Source organism: Dysosmobacter sp. Sow4_B12 (assembly GCF_052116665.1).
Taxonomy (GTDB): Bacteria; Bacillota; Clostridia; order Oscillospirales; family Oscillospiraceae; genus Oscillibacter.
This window is the reverse complement of the sequence record NZ_JBQKKR010000006.1, coordinates 56,193-73,777: the sequence shown is the minus strand read 5'-3', so window position 1 is coordinate 73,777 and position 17,585 is coordinate 56,193. Positions and strand designations below refer to the sequence as shown.

The following is a 17,585-nucleotide window of genomic DNA, read 5'->3' as shown; positions in this document are numbered from 1 at the left end:
CCCAGACCTTTGGTCCGGGGAGATTCTTTATGCTCACAGGTGATGGTCCCGCAAAAGCCGCTTAGCCTGTTCCCACAGCTCGTCGCTGACGGTCTGGACCACCACGACCTTCCGCACCAGCTCCGGCAGGGCCTTTACCAGCTCCGCCTCCACCAGCGTCTCGTTGGTCAGATCCGCCGCGGGGCAGCCGGCGCACTGGCCCAGCAGCTTCACGTACAGCACGCCGCCCTCCAGATGGTCCACCTCCAGCTCGCCGCCGTGGGCCCGCAGAGCGGGGCGCACCTGCTCGTTCAACACAGCCTCGATTTTTTCCAGGTCCTCACGCATGGGTCGTCTCCTCCTTTTCCGCCGCCTTTGCCGCGGCGATCTCCTCCCGGATGCGGTGCCGGGTATTGTCAAACAGCAGCTCCCGGTTGTGGCGGAAGTAGGCGTCACAGCCGACTTGCTCCACAAACCAGCTGGTATCATAACCGGCGGTGACCTCCGTCACGAAAATGACCAGCTCCTGGCCCTGGCCGAAGGTCTGCTCCAAAAAGCGGAAGGCGTTGTCAAACCGCTGGCCGGTCTCCGATGCCAGGGTCCCGCGCCGCTCCACCTCTCCGCCAAACCAGGCCCGAACGGCGTCCATAGCCTCCGCCGGGGCGGAGAGGCCCTCCCGCAAAAGCCGCTGGCAGTAATCCTCCAGGGCGTTCAGCTCCCGTTGGCGCAGGTCCCGGTCCTCCTTCGTCAGCTGTCCGGCCTCCTTGGCCCGCTTCATGGCCTCCTGCCGCTGCCACACCAGCTGGCCCAGCACCGCCGCCGGCTCCGCCTGGGGGATTTTCCCCTTGAACTCCGTCAGAGCGGCGTGGAGGGCGGCGGTCAGGGCATCCTGCCGCCGGACCGCCGCGGCGGACTCCGCCAGGCGGCTGAGCACCAGGCTCATAACGGAGAGCTTTTCGTCAAAGGGTGCCGCCCGCAGCTCCGACACGGTGATGGCCTGCCAGGTGCCGGAGAGGATGTCCTCCACGTGGTAGGTCCTCTGGTATTTGTAGTATAGCTCCAGGTAGTTGGCGAAGTCCTTGGCGATCCGGGGCAGCTGGATATACTGCCCCACCACCTCCCGGTCCACCCGGAGGCCCAGCTTTTCATAGGCGAAGATCAGCTCGCTGAGGTCCTCCCAGCCCCGGGCGGTGGCAAACTGCAAACCGTCCGCCGTGGTCTCGATGCGGTAGAAATTGTCCTTTTTGATGTCCAGGTAGGACACCACCGCGCCGTGGAGGCCCCTGCGGCAGGCGTACTCCTTCCACACGGAAAAGTCCTCGCTGACATCGATGCGCTTCACCCGGTCCAGCGTCACCACGTCGAAGTCCCGGACGGACTTGTTGTACTCCGGTGGGTTGCCCGCCGCCACGATGAGCCATCCCTCCGGCAGGCGCTGGTTGCCGAAGGTCTTGCACTGGAGGAACTGCAGCATCATGGGGGCCAGCGTCTCGCTGACGCAGTTGATCTCGTCCAGGAAGAGGATGCCCTCTTGAATGCCCGTCTTTTCCATCATCTGATACACAGAGGCCAAGATCTCGCTCATGGTGTACTCCGTGACGGAAACCTCCTCCCCGCCGTAGGTGCGCTTTTCAATGAAGGGCAGGCCCACGGCACTTTGGCGGGTGTGGTGGGTGATGGTGTAGGCCACCAGGCCCACGCCGGTCTCCGACGCGATCTGCTCCATGATCTGGGTCTTTCCGATGCCCGGAGGGCCCATCAGCAGCACCGGCCGCTGACGGACGGCGGGGATGAGGTAATTGCCCAGACCGTCCCGGGCCAGGTATGCTTTTAGGGTATTTTCGATCTCCTGTTTTGCCTGCTTGATGTTCATATCCGTTGCTCCTTATATGATTCGCCATGGGAGATTCGTATTACAGCTGGGGCAGCTCGTCCCAGTCCAGCTCGTCGGGAAATTCCTCCGCCGTCTCCCGTGCCGCCCGCTCCAGGTCCTCCACGCTCAGCACCAGGCGGATGGCCCAGGGCGGCATTTTCACGGACATGGGCGGCTCCTCCAGCAGCACAAAGGCCGTCTCATAGGGCGGCCGCTTCTGCGGGTAGACGCCCATGCCGTCGGTGAAATAGATCAGCCCCCGCAGGGAGGTAAACGCCCCCGCCGCCCGCAGGCCCTCCACATATTCAAACACCGGCCGGAAGTCCGTGGCGCTGCCGCCGGCCAGGGTGAACCGCTCCATGTAGCCCTTCAGCTCCTCCAGGTCATGGATCACCGTGTCGGACCGGACCTGGTCGTCGCACTGGAGGATGCGGATGTTCACCTTCCGGGTAAACGTGCCGGCGGAGCGGAGGACGGCGTAGGTGCAGGCCAGGAACTGCCGCACCAGGGCGCCGGAGGTAGACATGGAGGTATCCACGGCGATGACAAAATCCTCGATGCGCTTTTCCTCCTTCGTCTCCGGCGGCTCCACCAGGGGCATGTTGCCGTAGAGCCGCAGGCCGTAGGTATAGAAAATATAGTCAAAGGCGTCGCCGTCCACGGCCATGACCTCCCGGGGCACGGCGAAGCGCCGCAAAAACGCCCGGTAGTCCACGTCGTCCCGGACCGCCACCTTGATCTGCTCCAGCACCGCTTCGCCGCCGGCGGCCTGGCCGGCCAGCACCGTCTCCAGCCCCGTCCGGGTCTTGTCGGACAGGTCCTGCCACTTCTGGTCCTGCTGCCGGCGCTGCTTCTGGTCCTCCTTTTGTTCCGGGTCCCAGAGACCGTGGTCATCCACCAGGAAGGCCCGCCGGAGCTGGGCCAGCTCATAGTCCGGCAGGTCCAGCCGCAGCAGATGGCGGTAAATGCCCTCGGCGGTGAGGACCGGCATATCCCGGCGGCACTGGCCGTAAAATTTCTGCTTCACGGGCACGGCCCCCTCCGCAAGGCAGGCGTAGTCCAGCTCGTCCAGGATGCTCTCCACCGCCGCGTCACAGGCCAGGTCCCACAGTTCCGGTGCCTTGCCCCGCTTTTTGAAGATGTGCCGCAGCATGCAGTGCAGCAGTACGTGGAGGTACGCCCGGTTGACGGCCGTCCGGCTGCGGAGATACCGCTCCGCCAGGAAAGCGCCGTCATAGTACAGTGTCTCCCCGTCGGTGGCCAGGGACAGCGTCACACCGCCCCCCGGCTGGAAGCGCAGGCTGCAAAGGGCCACGTCCAGGTAAGGAAGATTCATATACAGCTCATTCCGGGCGGCAAACAAAATGTCCTGCCCGATGGCGGAAAAATCCTTCTTCGGCGCTTCCTCCACAACGTTCCTCCTCTCCCGGCGGCAAGCCATTCATCTTTACAGGTCAAAGCTCCTGTTCCCTCCGGCGGGAAAGCGCCGGTGCTGCTCCTCCAGCAGCAGGGCCACCGCCTCGGCGGCCCCGGCCTCCCGGGCCCGCTGGCAGGCCGCCGCCAGGGTGTCCCGGTCCGGCGCCGTCCGGTTCAGCAAAAAGGCCAGGCCCGCCATATCCCGCTCCGCCAGCAGCCAGTCCACGGCCTCCGCCGCGCGGCTTTGGAGGTAGGAACCGTACGCCGTCGCCGCCTGCTCCGACAGCTCCAGCGGATAGCGCATCCGCCAGAAGGCCAGCCGCAGGGCCGTGCCGCTCTCATGCTCCATGGCAAGGCAGCCCCTCCACAGCCCGTCATAGTCCTTCAAAGAAAGCTTTTTATGCCGGAAGCAGTGGTGGTAGGGATAGCCTGCGCCGTAAATATTATAGTCGAAATGATGGGCAGGGCAATTCTCCTCGTACACCTCTAAAAACTCCGGAAACAGCAGCCGGGCCGTCTCCCCCGCCGCCGTGACGACGGTCACATCCAGCTCCCGGCTCAGCTCGTCGGCAAAATACGCCAGGGACTCCCCCTGGTCCTCCCCGGTGCGGGTCAAGTGGAAGGTATCCAGCTTCTGGCAGTTCATGAGGGCGCCGCCGCCCCAAAACTCCACGTCGTCCCACAGCCGCAGCCGCTCCAGGCCGCCGCAGTTCAGCAGGGCGTAATCCCCCACCCGCCGCAGGTGCCGTGGCAGCGTCAGCGCCTTCAAGCGGCGGTTGTCCCAGCCGTCCTCCCCCGGCAGGGGGCCGCAGGTGAACTGCACCGCTTCCCCCGGCACTGCCGGGGCGCCGGGGGCCAGGGCGTGGTCCCCCAGAGCCGTCACCGGCAGGCCAAAAAGCGTCTCCGGCAGGGCGGCGCTCTCGTCGCAGGTCACAGCCCGCAAAACGGTGACCCCCGCCGCTTCCCGGCGGATGACCAGCTTCCAGTTATTGACGCCGCTGACGGTCTCCAAGGGCTTCCCTCCCCCTTTGCTATCTTAAATCCGCAGTATACCATACTTTCCGCCGCTTTCCTAGGTGCAATGCACACAAAAAAGTTTTTTCAAAAACCTCTTGACATTCCGTGCATACTGTATATACTGTACATGTACAGTACGAACGGAGGAATTCCATGGAACTCATTATACGAAACAATACCGACCAGCCGATCTACGGCCAGATCACCTCCCAGATCCGGTCCCAGATTCTCTCCGGCGCGCTTGCACCGGGAGATGCCCTTCCCTCTATCCGGGCATTGGCGAAGGATTTAAAAATTTCCGTCATCACCACCAAACGGGCTTATGACGAGCTGGAGGCCGAGGGCTTTGTCTGCACCGTGGCAGGCAAGGGCTGCTTCGTGGCGGAGAAAAACATGGAGCTGGTGCGGGAGCATCAGCTGAAAACACTGGAAGCCCAGTTGTCCGCCGCCGCGAAAACGGCCCGGGACTGCGGCGTCACCACGGAGGAGCTTTTGAACATGCTCCGCATCCTGCTGGAGGAGGAATCTCTATGAATGTTATCGAGCTGTCTCATATCCAAAAGTCCTTCGGCGATTTCGCCATCCGGGACCTGAACCTAACGGTGCCCGCCGGCACCATCTGCGGCCTGGTGGGCGAAAACGGCGCCGGCAAATCCACCACCATCCGACTGCTGATGGGCGCCCTGCGGCCGGACGCCGGCGCCGCCCGGGTACTGGGCGCGGATGTGTCCTCTCCGGAGTTTTTGCAGGTGAAGGAGGACGTGGGCGTGGTGCTGGACGAGGCCTACTTCCCCGAGTCCCTCAACGCCGTCCAGGTGGGCAAGATCATGGCGGCCACCTACCGCCGCTGGGACCAGGCCGCGTATGACGGCTGCCTCAAGCGCTTTGACCTGCCCGGGAACAAGCAGTTCAAGGACTTCTCCCGGGGCATGCGGATGAAGCTGGCCATCGCCGTGGCCCTAAGCCACCAGCCCAAGCTCCTGGTGCTGGACGAGGCCACCGCGGGCCTGGCCCCCATTGTCCGGGACGAGATCCTGGATATTTTCAACGAGTTCACCCGGGAGGAGGACCACTCCATTCTCATCTCCTCCCACATCTTGAGTGATCTGGAAAAGCTGTGCGATTACATTGCCTTTCTCCACAAGGGCCAGCTGCTGTTCTGCGAGGAAAAGGACCGGCTGCTGGAGGAACACGGCATCTTTGAGGGCTCCCGGGAAAACCTGGACTACCTGCTGCCGGAGGCCATCGTTGCCCGGGAGGAAAACCGCTACGGCGGCGTCCGGGCCCTGGTGAAGCGGGAGCTGGCTCCCGCCGGATTCCACTTGGAAAAGCCCACGGTGGAGGACATCGTGCTGTTTCTGGTGAAAGGAGCGAAGACGAGATGAAAGCCCTCATTTTGAAAGATACCTATGTGATTTTCCGGCAGATGAAGTATTTTCTGGTCATGATCCTGCTGTTCTCCGCCCTGCCCAGCGGCTTTAACAACGCCTTCGCCGTCATCTACGCCGCCATGCTGCCCTATACCGCCCTGGCCTACGACGAGCGGAGCAAATGGGACCAGATGGCCGCCATGATGCCCTATTCCGCCCGGGACATCGTGCTGGGCAAGTATGCGTTCGGCTGGCTGTGCATCGGCGGAGCGGCGGTGCTGTCCGCCCTGCTGCAGGCGGTGCTCTCCCTGGCGGTCAACCGGACATTTCTCCCCGGTGTAATGGCCCTGTCGGTGCTGGGCGCCCTCTGCATCCTGGCAATCACCCTGCCGCTGATGTTCCGCTTCGGTGTGGAAAAGGGGCGGCTGGCCATGTTCCTCATCATCTTCCTGGTGTGCGGCGCCGCCGGCGCCATCGCCAACATTGCCGAATCTGTGGAGCAGGGAACCTCATTTGCCTTCCAAGGGTCTGTCCTGGTGATCCTGCTCATTGCCGCCGTGGTCCTGACCGCCGTGTCCATTCCCCTGTCCCAGCGGTTTTACCGAGAGCGGATGGGATGATGGGAAACGCCCAGGGAAGCGGCAGCTGAACGTCAGCAAGTAAGCTTGCTGATCGTCTATTGCCAGACTTTCTTTGCCAGGCGTCCACTGCTAGGCGTCCACTGCTAGAGGTTCATATAATATATAATATAAAAATCCGGCTGGTTTTCCAGCCGGATTTTTTATAATTCGGTGTGCTTCGCACTTGCCCACCGTCGCGGCTTTGCGATTCCCGGCCCTTTTCGGGCCGCCAATCGCGCCGCTCCTCGATAATCGGCTCGCTTCTTCCGCCGCTGGCGGCGCTTCGCCGATTAACCCCACAACGCAGACAGCATGGGGATGATCTGCTTCTTCCGGGACATGATCTTCGGCAGGAACACCGCGTTATCGCTGGCGTCCTCGGGCTTGACGTTGAAGGCCTGGCAGATGGACTCCTCGTCTCCCACGAACAGCAGCTGTGTTCCCTCCAGCAGCACGTCCGTGATCATGAGCGCCACAATGTTCAGTCCCTTCTGCTGGCGGACCTTCGCCATGGCCGCCAGGAACTCGTCCTTCCGGGCCATGAGCCGGTCAGAGTCCATGCAGGTGATCTGGCTCACCGCCAGGTTGTAGCCGGCGATGTGGAACTCCTTGTAGTCCGTGTTCAGCATGGCCTCCACGGTCTTGTCATCTCCGCAGGTGGCGGAGAAGATGGCCTTGCCCAGCTCCTCCAGGGAGATATTGGCGATGCGGGCCATTCGCTGGGCAATGTCAATGTCCCGCTTCGTGCAGGTGGGGGATTTGAACATGACCGTGTCGGACACGATGGCGGCGGCCATGAGGCCCGCCATCTTGGCGGTGGGCATGAGGCCCTTCTCCTGGTACATATCCGCCACGATGGTGGTGGTGCTGCCCACCGGCTCGTTGCGGACGTAGATAGGATTTTTCGTCTCGATATCCGCCAGGCGGTGGTGGTCCACGATCTCCAGGATCTCCGCCTGCTCCAGGCCCCGGACGGACTGGGCCCGCTCGTTGTGGTCCATGAGCACGACCCTCTTGCGGCGGGGGCGCAGCAGGTGGAACCGGGCCAGGGTGCCCACCACCCGCTCCTCATCGTCCAGGATGGGATAGGCGCGGAAGCGGCTTTCCAGGACGGTGTCCTGCACGTCGTCCAGATAGTCGTCCAGGTGGAAGTACACCAGGTCCCGGCTCTTGCAGATATGGCCGATGGGCATGGCGTGCCAGATCAGGCGCATGGCCCGGTATGCGTCGTAGGGCGTGGCGATGATGCAGGTCTCCGTCTGCGTCTCCAGCAGCTCCCGGTCCACCTCCGCCTGGCAGACGATGACGCAGTTGACGTTCAAGTCCAGAGCCCGGCGGATCATGTCCGGCTGGTCGCCGCAGATGACGATGCTGTTGGGATTGGAGAACTCCAGATTCTCCCGTCCGGCAGGCAGGGCCACGGCGATCTCACCGGAGACCACATCCTTCATCTGGCCGCCCTCGTTGAGGATCTTGCCCTCCAGCACGGACAGCAGGTTGTACACCGGCAGCTCCCCCACCATGGGGTTGCGGACGGAGGTCATGTCATAGTTGGCCACGTCGCCGGCGGACAGCATGCCGTACAGCGTGCCGTCCTCATTGGCCACGGGGAGGACGGAGATCTTGTTGGCCTGCATGGTCTGCCAGGCGCGGCTGATGGTGGCGCCGGCGGACAGGGTGGGCGGCGTATCGTAATCCAGGTCCTTCACCTGGGTCCGCAGGTCCGTAATGAGGGCGGGAGGCTGAAAGCCGAACCGGTCCAGCACGGTCTGGGTCTCGTCGCTGACCTGGCCCAGCCGGGCGGCACGGTATTGCCGGTCACCCAGCGCGTTTTTCAGCGTCGCATAGGCCATGGACGAAACGATGGAGTCCGTGTCCGGATTGCGGTGTCCGGTAATGTAAATCGTATCCATAATATTGTGTGTCTCCTTACAGCGGAATTCTTCTATTATATAATTATGATTCTCCGGCGCCGCTTTGTCAACCGCCGCCAAAGGCCAGGACAGCACACGGAATCGATTACTTCCGTGTGCTGTCCTGGAAAATTTTTTTGTCACAGAATGATGAGCTCTTTTGGAGCCTTGGTGATGTCCCTGCATCCGTCCTCCGTCAGCAAAAGTACATCCTCAATGCGCACCCCCAGCTTTCCCGGCAGGTAGATGCCCGGCTCCGCGGAGATGACCGCGCCGGCCGGCAGGGGCTTTTCATTCATGGGAGAGGCGTTGGGAGCTTCGTGGATCTCCACGCCCACGCCGTGGCCGAAGCTGTGGCCGAAATAGTCGCCGTAGCCGGCGGCGGTGATGACCGCCCGGGCGGCGCCGTCCACCTCCCGGCCGGTGACGCCGGCTCTCGCGGCCCGGATGCCGGCCTCCTGGGCGGCAAGGACCGTGCGGTAAACGGTCTGCATCTCCTCCGTTGCGAAGCCCACCGCCACGGTCCGGGTCATGTCGGAGCAATAGCCGTGATAGATGCAGCCGAAGTCCATGGTGACGAACTCGCCGTTTTGAATGACCCGCTCCCCGGGGACGCCGTGGGGCAGGCTGCCATTGGGGCCGGAGACCACGATGGGGTCAAAGGACATGTTCTCCGCTCCGAAATGCAGCATCAAATACTGGAGCCGTGCGGCGATCTCCTTCTCCGTCACGCCGGGACGGATCTCCCCCAGGATCTGGTCCAGGGCCTTTTCCGCGATCCGCTGGGCCGCCACCATGGCGTCCAGCTCCTCCGCGTCCTTCACGGCGCGCAGCTGCCACAAAATGTCCGTGGCGGGAACCAGGTCGCAGGACAGGGCTTTGCGGTAGCGCTCGTGGTCCTGGACGGTCATATAGGCATCCTCAAACCCCAGGCGCCGGAGATGCTGGCTCACCACCACCTCCTCTGTCAAGGCGCCGTAGCCCCGGCCCGCCCGGGTCTCCCGGATCTCCGCCCCCTGCACATAGCGTCCGGCGGCCTCGATATACCGGGCGTCGGTGAAGTAATAGGCCTTGCTCCGGGTCACCAGTGCCACACCGTCGGTGCCGGCGGAGTGAAAGCCGGAGGCGTAAAAGCGGTTGGCCTCCCCTGTCAGCAGCATACCGTCCAGGTCATGGCGCTCCAGCTGCGCGGCAATCTCTTTGAAATGATTCACGAAACGCTCCTCTCTCACGCTCTCAGGCGTTTTCCTTTTCCATCCGCTCCACTGCCGCCTTCACGAAGCCGTAAAACAGCGGATGTGGCCGGTCCGGCCGGACGCCTCCCTTCGGGAGCGTCCATTTTCATGGCCCTCCGGCTCGCCGCTTTCGCGGCAACCGCCGGAGCTGGCCCGAGCCGGCCGTCTTATCCGTTCTTCTCCATATGCTCCACGGCCGCCTTCACGAAGCCGTAAAACAGCGGATGTGGCCGGTCCGGCCGGACGCCTCCCTTCGGGAGCGTCCATTTTCATGGCCCTCCGGCTCGCCGCTTTCGCGGCAACCGCCGGAGCTGGCCCGAGCCGGCCGTCTTATCCGTTCTTCTCCATATGCTCCACGGCCGCCTTCACGAAGCCGTAGAACAGCGGATGCGGCCGGTCCGGCCGGCTCTTAAACTCCGGATGGAACTGGGCGCCCACGAACCACGGGTGGTCCGGCAGCTCCACGATCTCCACCAGGTGGCCGTTGGGAGACAGGCCCGCCAGCAGCATGCCCGCCGCCTGCATCTTATCACGGTAGTCGTTGTTGAACTCAAAGCGGTGGCGGTGGCGCTCGGAGATCTCCGCCGTGCCGTACAGCTCCCGGCTGCGGGAGCCCTCCGTCAGCACGCAGGGATATTTGCCCAAGCGCATGGTGCCGCCCTTGTCCGTCACGTTCACCTGGTCCGGCATCAAATCGATGACCGGGTGGGCGGTGGTCTCGGAGAACTCAGAGGAGGTGGCGTCCGCCAGCTTCAGCACGTCGCGGGCAAACTCAATGACCGCCATCTGCATGCCCAGGCAGATGCCGAAGTACGGCACGCCGTTTTCCCGGGCGTACCGGGCGGCCTGGGCCATGCCCTCGATGCCCCGGTCACCGAAGCCGCCGGGCACCAGCACGCCGGACACGCCGTCCAGGATCTCCCCGGCGTTCTGCGCCGTCACAGTCTCGGAGTCCACCCAGCGGATGTCCACCACGGCGTCGTTGGCGGTGCCGGCGTGGTTCAAAGACTCCACCACGGAGAGGTAGGCGTCGTGAAGCTGGGTGTACTTGCCCACCAGGGCGATGGTCACCTTCTTGTGGGCGTTTTTCTCCCGCTTGACCATGGCGCTCCACTCCCGCAGGTCCGGCTGGTGGGTGATGAGGCCCAGCTTCCGGCACACCACCTCGTCCAGTCCCTCCTTCGCCATCAGCAGGGGGACCTCGTACAGCGTCTCGGCGGTGGTGTTCTGGATGACGCAGTCCGGCTCTACATTGCAGAACAGGGCGATCTTCCGGCGGATGTCGTCGGTGATGGGGGCGTCGCACCGGCACACCAGGATGTCCGGCTGGATACCCAGGCTCAAAAGCTCCTTCACGGAGTGCTGGGTGGGCTTGCTCTTCAGCTCGCCGGAACCGGGGATCTGGACGATAAGGGGCACGTGGATGAACACCACGTCGCCGTGGGGCCGTTCGGAAGCCACCTGGCGGATGGCCTCCAGGAAGGGCTGGGACTCGATGTCGCCCACGGTGCCGCCGATCTCCGTGATGACCACGTCCACGTCATCGCCGGCCATAGCGTAAATACGGCTTTTGATCTCATTGGTGATGTGGGGAATGATCTGCACCGTGGCGCCCAGATAGTCGCCCCGGCGCTCCCGGTTCAGCACAGACCACCAGATCTTGCCGGAGGAGATGGAGCTGTTGCCGGACAGGTCCTCATCCACGAACCGCTCGTAATGACCCAGGTCCAGGTCCGTCTCCGCGCCGTCGTCGGTAACGAACACCTCGCCGTGCTGGTAGGGGCTCATGGTGCCGGGGTCCACATTGATATAGGGGTCGAACTTCTGGTTGCGGACCCGGACGCCCCGCTGCTTCAGCAGCCGGCCCAGAGACGCCGCGCAGATGCCCTTGCCCAGGCCGGATACCACGCCGCCCGTGACGAATACGAATTTTGTTGACATTCCACTCACCTAACCTTTTCAACACACAGAATCTTTCCCGCGAGCCGGAAACTGTACACGCGAAACGGACAAATCCGGCGGGGTTTTTTACAACAAAAAGCACCGCCGGACCATTTTGCGGCTAGAAGTCCCAGTCTCTTTCGGGACTTTCAGCTGCGATCCGCGGTGTCGCTCGTCTGTTCGATTGTCGCTTTGCGGCCCACGCCGCAAACCGCCGCTCAAAGCGTTTCCAAAATACTTTCCCAATATATCATTCTGCATTTCAAATGTCAACGCTGGCTTTTTTAACAGTTTTTGAAAAATAATCCGTATATTTTGTTGAAAATAGCCATTGACTTCACTCCTTTAAAGCTATATATTGAAAAAGTACCAACACTTCAGCCAAACCGGCGGAAAGGAGTCCCGGCTATGCGTCATATTTCTTTCGCTTCCCGTTCTGTTTCCCTGGGCTCCTATTACTTTAGCAAGGTCCGCTTTGCGGGCCGTATCCGTCGTGTCTGTCCGGCTGAAACAGAACCCAACCGCTGACCGTGTATGGAAGGCGGCTCTGTTCTTCGGACAGGGCCGCTTTTTATAATTTAATCTTCCAATGAAAAGAAGGAGAGCACTGTGATGAAAAAGAAGCTTCTTGCCCTGGCTCTGGCCTCTGTGATGGTTTTGAGCCTGGCCGCCTGCGGCGCCAAGAAAGAGGAGGCCCCCGCCGAGGCTCCCGCTGAAACCCCCGCCGAGACACCCGCCGCCGAGTCCTATACCGTCGGCATCTGCCAGCTGGCCCCCCATCCCGCTCTGGACGCCGCTACCCAGGGCTTCAAGGACGCCTTGACCGACGCTCTGGGCGACGCCGTCACCTTTGACGAGCAGAACGCCGCCGGCGACAGTCCCACCTGCGCCACCATCGTCAACGGCTTTGTGTCCAACGGTGTGGACTTGATCATGGCCAACGCCACGCCCGCCCTGCAGGCCGCTGCCTCCGCCACCTCTGACATCCCCATCCTGGGCACCTCCGTCACCGAGTACGGCGTGGCTCTGGGAATCGAAAACTTCTCCGGCACCGTGGGCACCAACGTCTCCGGCACCTCCGACCTAGCTCCTCTGGACCAGCAGGCCGCCATGGTGAAGGAGTGGTTCCCCGAGGCCAAGACCGTGGGTCTGCTGTACTGCTCCGCTGAGGCCAACAGCCAGTATCAGGTGGACACCGTCCAGGGCTTCCTGGAGGAGCTGGGCTACACCTGCACCCAGTACCCCTTCTCTGACACCAACGACATGGCTTCCGTGACCCAGAACGCCGCCGACAACAGCGACGTGCTCTATGTCCCCACCGACAACACCTGCGCCAACAACACCGGCATCATTGACAACATCTGCCACGGCAAGGTCCCCGTCATCGCCGGCGAAGAGGGCATCTGCGGCGGCTGCGGCGTAGCCACCCTGTCCATCAGCTACTATGACCTGGGCGTTGCCACCGGCAAGATGGCCGCCAAGATCCTCACCGGTGAGGCTGACGTTGCCGAAATGCCCATCGAGTATGCGCCCCAGTTCACCAAGAAGTACAACGAGGCCACCTGCGCTGACCTGGGCCTGACCGTTCCCGAGGGCTACGAGGCCATCGCTGTCGGCTAATTATTCCGATTTCTCCAAAAAGAGCGGAAAAGGTCTTCCCTTTTCCGCTCTTTTTTGCTATACTATTGAAGTCTATGAGCATTTTGCAAATGCTCTATCATAAACAGGAGGAATCAACTATCATGCTTGGTTTCATCAACGCGCTGCCGGGCGCCGTTTCCCAGGGACTCATCTGGGGCATCATGGCCATCGGCGTCTATCTGACCTATAAGATCCTGGACATTGCCGACTTGACTGTGGACGGCTCCTTCTGCACCGGCGCCGCCGTGTTCGTGGTGCTGTTCACCGGAGGCACCAACCTGTGGGCCGCCATGCTGGCGTCCGTGGTGGTGGGTATGGCGGCCGGCCTCGTCACCGGCCTGCTGCACACCTTCTGCGGCATCCCCGCCATTCTCTCCGGTATCCTGACCCAGCTGGGCCTGTGGTCCATCAACATGGCCATCATGGGCATGAAGGCCACGGTGGCTATCAACGTCACCTCCCCGGAGACGCTGGACAAGCTGCTGGTCTCCCTGCGGTTCGTGCAGGATGTGGCCAAGGGAACCCGTCCCTTCTACCGCCATCCCATTTTCGTGGTGGGCCTGGTGACGGTGGCCGTTATCGCCATCCTCTACTGGTTCTTCGGCACGGAGCTGGGCTGCTCCCTCCGGGCCACCGGCTCCAACGGCAACATGGCCCGGGCCCAGGGCATCAACACGGACGTGGCCAAGGTGCTGGGCCTCATGCTCTCCAACGGCCTGGTTGCCCTGTCCGGCGCGCTGCTGGCCCAGTACAACAGTGCCAGTGAGATCAACATGGGCCGGGGCGCCATCGTCATCGGTCTGGCCGCCGTCATCATCGGCGAGGTGGCCTTCTCCAAGATCTTCCACAACTTCGCTCTGAAGCTTCTGAGCGTGTCCATCGGCGCCGTCATCTACTACATCGTCATTCAAGCGGTGCTGGCCATGGGCCTCAACCCCAACTACCTCAAACTCCTCAGCGCCTTGGTCGTTGCCATCTTCCTGTCCATCCCCTTCTGGAAGGGTAAGTATTTCCGCGCCAAGGTCAAGACCGCCGGCGTTTCCGCCGAAGCGGAAGTCACGATGGGAGGTGACCGCAATGCTTGACGTAAAGAATATCTGGAAGACCTTCAACGCCGGCACGGTCAACGAAAAGACCGCCCTGCGGGGCGTTTCCCTGCACCTGAACGACGGCGACTTCGTCACCGTCATCGGCGGCAATGGCGCCGGCAAGTCCACTCTGCTCAACGCCGTGGCCGGCGTGTGGCCGGTGGATGCCGGCAGCATCTCCATTGGCGGTGTGGACTTGACCCACATGCCGGAGCATAAGCGGGCCAAGTATATCGGCCGTGTGTTCCAGGACCCCATGATGGGCACCGCCGCCACCATGCAGATCGAAGAAAACCTGGCCCTGGCTGCCCGCCGCGGCAAGGCGCGCACGCTGCGCGCCGGCATCTCCAAGGCGGAGCGAGAGGAGTACATCGAGCGGCTGAAAATTTTGGACCTGGGCCTGGAGAACCGGCTCACCAGCAAGGTGGGCCTTCTGTCCGGCGGCCAGCGCCAGGCGCTGACGCTGCTGATGGCCACCCTCATCAAGCCTCAGCTCCTGCTGCTGGACGAGCACACGGCGGCTCTGGACCCCAAAACCGCCGCCAAGGTACTGGACGCCACAGACCGCATCATCGAAAAGGACCATCTGACCACCTTGATGATCACCCATAACATGCGGGACGCCATCCAGCACGGCAACCGTCTCATCATGATGTACGAGGGCCGCATCGTCATCGACGTGTCCGGTGAGGAAAAGAGGAAGCTGACGGTGCCTCAGTTGCTGGAGCTGTTCAGCAAAGTCAGCGGCTCCGATGAAGCTGACGACAAGCTGCTGCTCTCCTAAGCCGCTGACTTGGGGCCCCGCAAAGCGGGGCGCGCGCCAGCGTGTCACAAGCGTTTTCCGCAGGAAAACCTTGGGCCGGAACGGATTCATTCCGCTCCGGCCTTTTCTTATCGGAAGGGCTCCCGGCCGGGGAGAAGCCCCGGCTGGGACCAGCGGCTCCGATGAAGCTGACGACAAACTGCTGCTCTCCTAAGCTGCTGACTTGGGGCCCCGCAAAGCGGGGCGCGCGCCAGCGTGTCACAAGCGTTTTTTGATACGGGCCGTTGATGCGGCCCGTACTTTTTTATTTTTCTCTTTTTTCATTTAAAGCAGCAGAGAAAAATTGTTGAAATTAACGGTTGACATTTGTCCGCCGGATGCGTATAATGCAAAGCAATCAAAGAAATAAACCGATGAGCAAGAGGAGTAGTCGTTACGGCCACCTTTCAGAGAGCCGCGGATGGTGGGATCGCGGCAGAGAACGTTTCGATGAATGGACTTGCGAGGGCGGAGCGAACAGCCAGACGGCTCAGTAGCCTCCGACGGGGACCGTGCCCGTTACCAGGGCGGCGCGTATGATTTGTACGTGAGACGAGCGGGCGCTATGCGTCAACTTGGGTGGTACCGCAGGATCAGAAGTCTTGTCCCAATTGGGATAAGGCTTTTTTGTTTTTCCGGAAAGGAGTTTTCTTGATGAAACGCGACACCAGACGATGGCGGGGCCGGACATGAAATTGCAAATTGACCCGGACCCGAAATAAATTTTATAATCAAGATTGGAGATCAAATTATGAAAAACTTCCGTCATATTACTTCCGCCATTCTGGCGCTGTCCCTGGCCCTCACCCTCACCGCCTGCGGCGGCAAAAAAGAAGAGGCTCCCGCTGAGAGCGGCGCGAACGCTCCCGCCGAAGCCACCGTGGAAAAATACCTCATTGGCATCAACCAGTACGGACAGCACGCCTCTCTGGACAACTGCCGCATCGGCTTCCTCCAGGGCCTGGAAGAGGCCGGACTGAAGGAAGGCGTGGACTTCGAGGTGGATTACCAGAACGCCGGCTTCGACGACAACGTCAACGCCCAGATCGGCGACGCCTTCTCCGCCGAGGATGTGGATCTGATGGTGGGCATCGCCACCCCCTCCGCCGTGGCCTGCTTCAACGCCGCTGAGGACAAGGACATTCCCGTGATTTTCACCGCCATCACCGACCCCGTCCAGGCGAAGCTGGATTCCGGCAACGTCACCGGCACCTCCGACAAGCTGCCGGTGGAGGCTCAGCTGGACCTCATCCGTCAGCTGCAGCCCAACGCCAAGACCATCGGCATTATCTATACCACCAGCGAGCCCAACTCCGTCTCCGCCATCGCCGAGTACCAGGAGAAGGCCGGCGATTACGGCTTCACCATTGACGCCATCGGCGTCACCGCCCAGGCGGAGGTCACCCAGGCCGCCGACACCCTCATCGCCCACAAGGTGGACTGCATCTCCAACCTCACCGACAACAACGTGGTGGGCGTTCTGGCCGCCATCCTGGAAAAGACCAACGACGCCGGCATCCCCATCTACGGCTCCGAGGTGGAGCAGGTGAAGCTGGGCTGCGTGGCCGCCGCCGGCATCGACTACATCCAGCTGGGCAAGCAGACCGGCCAGATGGCCGCCAAGGTCCTCCGGGGCGATGCCGCCTGCCAGGACATCCCCTATGAGACCATCTCCGAGTACGGCATCTACGTCAACTCCGAGGCCCTGGACGCCATGGGTATCATCCTGCCGGACGCCGTGGCCCAGAAGGCCGTGGAAAGCAGTGAGGCTTGACAGCAAGCCCGCAGGAGCAAATCAGAGAATAAGGAGCATGTTTGCATGAAACTGGTCACCTACTGTGAAAACGGCGCCGAAAAGGTCGGCGCCCTGACAAAGGACGGCGCCGCCATTGTGCCGCTGAGCGTCCCCGACATGAATACCCTCATTGAGACCATGCCCCTCTCCGCCCTGTCCTCCGCCGTCACCGCGGCGGAGGACAGCGGCGTGTCCGTGGCTCTGGCGGATGTGGAGCTGCTCTCTCCCATCCCCCGCCCCCGGCAGGATGTGCTGTGCCTGGGCATGAACTACAAGGCCCACGCCGCGGAGGCCGCCCAATATGACGCCGGCGCCTTCACCAAGGAAAAGCCCGTGGCGGTCTACTTTTCCAAGCGGGTCAGCGAGGCCGTGGCCCCCGGCGGCGCCATCCAGAGCCACCGGGAGCTGGTGGAGCGGCTGGACTATGAGGTAGAGCTGGCGGTCATCCTGGGAAAGACCGCCAAACATGTGAAGGCCGCCGAGGCCGGGGACTATATCTTCGGCTACACCATTCTCAACGATGTCTCCGCCCGGGACGTTCAGACCGGCCATAAGCAGTGGTACTTCGGCAAGAGCCTGGACGGCTTTACCCCCATGGGTCCCTGCATCGTCACCGCCGACGAGATCGCCTTTCCTCCCGCCCTGGTCATCTCCTCCAGCGTCAACGGCGAGCTGCGGCAAAGTTCCAACACCTCGTTGTTCCTTAACTCCATCCAGGAGGTGCTGGAGGAACTGACCGCCGCCATGACGCTGCTGCCGGGCACCATTATCGCCACCGGCACCCCCGCCGGTGTGGGCATGGGCTTTGACCCACCCAGGTTCCTAAAGCCCGGCGATGTGGTCACCTGCGCCATCGAGGGCATCGGCACCCTAACCAACCCCGTGGTCTAATCTT

The 17,585-nt window shown here is 62.3% G+C and carries 15 protein-coding genes and 1 other annotated feature; of the genes, 8 read left to right on the top strand and 7 right to left on the bottom strand.

Annotated elements, in window-relative coordinates; genetic code table 11:
* Positions 1-33: 33 nt before the first annotated feature.
* From ACTQ4R_RS07900 to ACTQ4R_RS07885, 4 genes are read right to left on the bottom strand one after another with little or no spacing between them, the layout of a single operon-like run.
* Positions 34-327 (bottom strand): NifU family protein, encoded by a 294-nt coding sequence (locus ACTQ4R_RS07900; protein WP_441627479.1) that lies wholly within the window; start codon positions 325-327, stop codon positions 34-36.
* Positions 320-1,852: an ATP-binding protein gene (locus ACTQ4R_RS07895; RefSeq protein WP_441627477.1), complete on the bottom strand. Its 1,533-nt coding sequence runs from the start codon at positions 1,850-1,852 to the stop codon at positions 320-322. The genes ACTQ4R_RS07900 and ACTQ4R_RS07895 overlap by 8 nt, the downstream gene beginning before the upstream one ends.
* 40 nt (positions 1,853-1,892) lie before the next feature.
* The gene (locus ACTQ4R_RS07890) at positions 1,893-3,263 is read right to left on the bottom strand and encodes a vWA domain-containing protein (RefSeq protein ID WP_441627475.1); all 1,371 of its coding nucleotides are present in this window, start codon (positions 3,261-3,263) and stop codon (positions 1,893-1,895) included.
* Positions 3,264-3,299: 36 nt separating this feature from the next.
* Positions 3,300-4,280 carry a hypothetical protein gene (locus ACTQ4R_RS07885; protein ID WP_441627473.1) on the bottom strand — a complete coding sequence of 327 codons (981 nt, stop codon included), beginning with the start codon at positions 4,278-4,280 and terminating at the stop codon, positions 3,300-3,302.
* 158 nt (positions 4,281-4,438) lie between these two features.
* Between ACTQ4R_RS07885 and ACTQ4R_RS07880 the strand changes: the two genes are divergently transcribed.
* From ACTQ4R_RS07880 to ACTQ4R_RS07870, 3 genes are read left to right on the top strand one after another with little or no spacing between them, the layout of a single operon-like run.
* Positions 4,439-4,819, top strand: coding sequence for a GntR family transcriptional regulator (locus tag ACTQ4R_RS07880; RefSeq protein WP_441627471.1), 381 nt, complete (start codon positions 4,439-4,441; stop codon positions 4,817-4,819).
* Positions 4,816-5,670 carry an ABC transporter ATP-binding protein gene (locus ACTQ4R_RS07875; RefSeq protein ID WP_441627469.1) on the top strand — a complete coding sequence of 285 codons (855 nt, stop codon included), beginning with the start codon at positions 4,816-4,818 and terminating at the stop codon, positions 5,668-5,670. The genes ACTQ4R_RS07880 and ACTQ4R_RS07875 overlap by 4 nt, the downstream gene beginning before the upstream one ends.
* Positions 5,667-6,275, top strand: a complete 609-nt coding sequence (locus tag ACTQ4R_RS07870) for an ABC-2 transporter permease (RefSeq protein WP_441627467.1) — start codon at positions 5,667-5,669, stop codon at positions 6,273-6,275. Before ACTQ4R_RS07875 ends, ACTQ4R_RS07870 begins: the two co-directional genes overlap by 4 nt.
* 290 nt (positions 6,276-6,565) lie before the next feature.
* Here ACTQ4R_RS07870 and ACTQ4R_RS07865 read toward each other — a convergent pair whose 3' ends face one another.
* The 3 genes from ACTQ4R_RS07865 to ACTQ4R_RS07855 all read right to left on the bottom strand — a co-directional run bounded on the left by ACTQ4R_RS07865 (position 6,566) and on the right by ACTQ4R_RS07855 (position 11,364).
* Positions 6,566-8,188 (bottom strand): putative manganese-dependent inorganic diphosphatase, encoded by a 1,623-nt coding sequence (locus ACTQ4R_RS07865; protein WP_441627465.1) that lies wholly within the window; start codon positions 8,186-8,188, stop codon positions 6,566-6,568.
* A gap of 140 nt (positions 8,189-8,328) precedes the next feature.
* Positions 8,329-9,402, bottom strand: coding sequence for a M24 family metallopeptidase (locus tag ACTQ4R_RS07860; RefSeq protein ID WP_441627463.1), 1,074 nt, complete (start codon positions 9,400-9,402; stop codon positions 8,329-8,331).
* 351 nt (positions 9,403-9,753) lie between these two features.
* A complete protein-coding gene (locus tag ACTQ4R_RS07855; RefSeq protein ID WP_441627461.1) occupies positions 9,754-11,364 on the bottom strand; it encodes a CTP synthase in 1,611 nt (536 codons plus the stop codon).
* A 612-nt stretch (positions 11,365-11,976) separates the two neighbouring features.
* Between ACTQ4R_RS07855 and ACTQ4R_RS07850 the strand changes: the two genes are divergently transcribed.
* The 5 genes from ACTQ4R_RS07850 to ACTQ4R_RS07830 all read left to right on the top strand — a co-directional run bounded on the left by ACTQ4R_RS07850 (position 11,977) and on the right by ACTQ4R_RS07830 (position 17,581).
* Positions 11,977-12,984 (top strand): ABC transporter substrate-binding protein, encoded by a 1,008-nt coding sequence (locus tag ACTQ4R_RS07850; RefSeq protein ID WP_441627460.1) that lies wholly within the window; start codon positions 11,977-11,979, stop codon positions 12,982-12,984.
* A 122-nt stretch (positions 12,985-13,106) separates the two neighbouring features.
* Positions 13,107-14,090, top strand: a complete 984-nt coding sequence (locus ACTQ4R_RS07845; RefSeq protein WP_441627458.1) for an ABC transporter permease — start codon at positions 13,107-13,109, stop codon at positions 14,088-14,090.
* Positions 14,083-14,877, top strand: coding sequence for an ABC transporter ATP-binding protein (locus ACTQ4R_RS07840; protein ID WP_441627456.1), 795 nt, complete (start codon positions 14,083-14,085; stop codon positions 14,875-14,877). The genes ACTQ4R_RS07845 and ACTQ4R_RS07840 overlap by 8 nt, the downstream gene beginning before the upstream one ends.
* A 383-nt stretch (positions 14,878-15,260) precedes the next feature.
* Positions 15,261-15,508, top strand: a binding site (T-box leader).
* A 138-nt stretch (positions 15,509-15,646) separates the two neighbouring features.
* The gene (locus ACTQ4R_RS07835) at positions 15,647-16,669 is read left to right on the top strand and encodes an ABC transporter substrate-binding protein (protein WP_441627454.1); all 1,023 of its coding nucleotides are present in this window, start codon (positions 15,647-15,649) and stop codon (positions 16,667-16,669) included.
* 45 nt (positions 16,670-16,714) lie between these two features.
* A complete protein-coding gene (locus ACTQ4R_RS07830) occupies positions 16,715-17,581 on the top strand; it encodes a fumarylacetoacetate hydrolase family protein (protein ID WP_441627452.1) in 867 nt (288 codons plus the stop codon).
* Positions 17,582-17,585 lie beyond the last annotated feature (4 nt).

Excerpts from the sequence above, each read along its gene's own strand:
- ACTQ4R_RS07855 (WP_441627461.1), bottom strand. The coding sequence starts at position 11,364 with ATGTCAACAAAATTCGTATTCGTCACGGGCGGCGTGGTATCCGGCCTG.
- ACTQ4R_RS07895 (WP_441627477.1), bottom strand. The coding sequence starts at position 1,852 with ATGAACATCAAGCAGGCAAAACAGGAGATCGAAAATACCCTAAAAGCA.
- ACTQ4R_RS07850 (WP_441627460.1), top strand. The coding sequence starts at position 11,977 with ATGAAAAAGAAGCTTCTTGCCCTGGCTCTGGCCTCTGTGATGGTTTTG.
- ACTQ4R_RS07845 (WP_441627458.1), top strand. The coding sequence starts at position 13,107 with ATGCTTGGTTTCATCAACGCGCTGCCGGGCGCCGTTTCCCAGGGACTC.
- ACTQ4R_RS07865 (WP_441627465.1), bottom strand. The coding sequence starts at position 8,188 with ATGGATACGATTTACATTACCGGACACCGCAATCCGGACACGGACTCC.
- ACTQ4R_RS07840 (WP_441627456.1), top strand. The coding sequence starts at position 14,083 with ATGCTTGACGTAAAGAATATCTGGAAGACCTTCAACGCCGGCACGGTC.
- ACTQ4R_RS07835 (WP_441627454.1), top strand. The coding sequence starts at position 15,647 with ATGAAAAACTTCCGTCATATTACTTCCGCCATTCTGGCGCTGTCCCTG.
- ACTQ4R_RS07880 (WP_441627471.1), top strand. The coding sequence starts at position 4,439 with ATGGAACTCATTATACGAAACAATACCGACCAGCCGATCTACGGCCAG.
- ACTQ4R_RS07830 (WP_441627452.1), top strand. The coding sequence starts at position 16,715 with ATGAAACTGGTCACCTACTGTGAAAACGGCGCCGAAAAGGTCGGCGCC.
- ACTQ4R_RS07875 (WP_441627469.1), top strand. The coding sequence starts at position 4,816 with ATGAATGTTATCGAGCTGTCTCATATCCAAAAGTCCTTCGGCGATTTC.
- ACTQ4R_RS07870 (WP_441627467.1), top strand. The coding sequence starts at position 5,667 with ATGAAAGCCCTCATTTTGAAAGATACCTATGTGATTTTCCGGCAGATG.
- ACTQ4R_RS07900 (WP_441627479.1), bottom strand. The coding sequence starts at position 327 with ATGCGTGAGGACCTGGAAAAAATCGAGGCTGTGTTGAACGAGCAGGTG.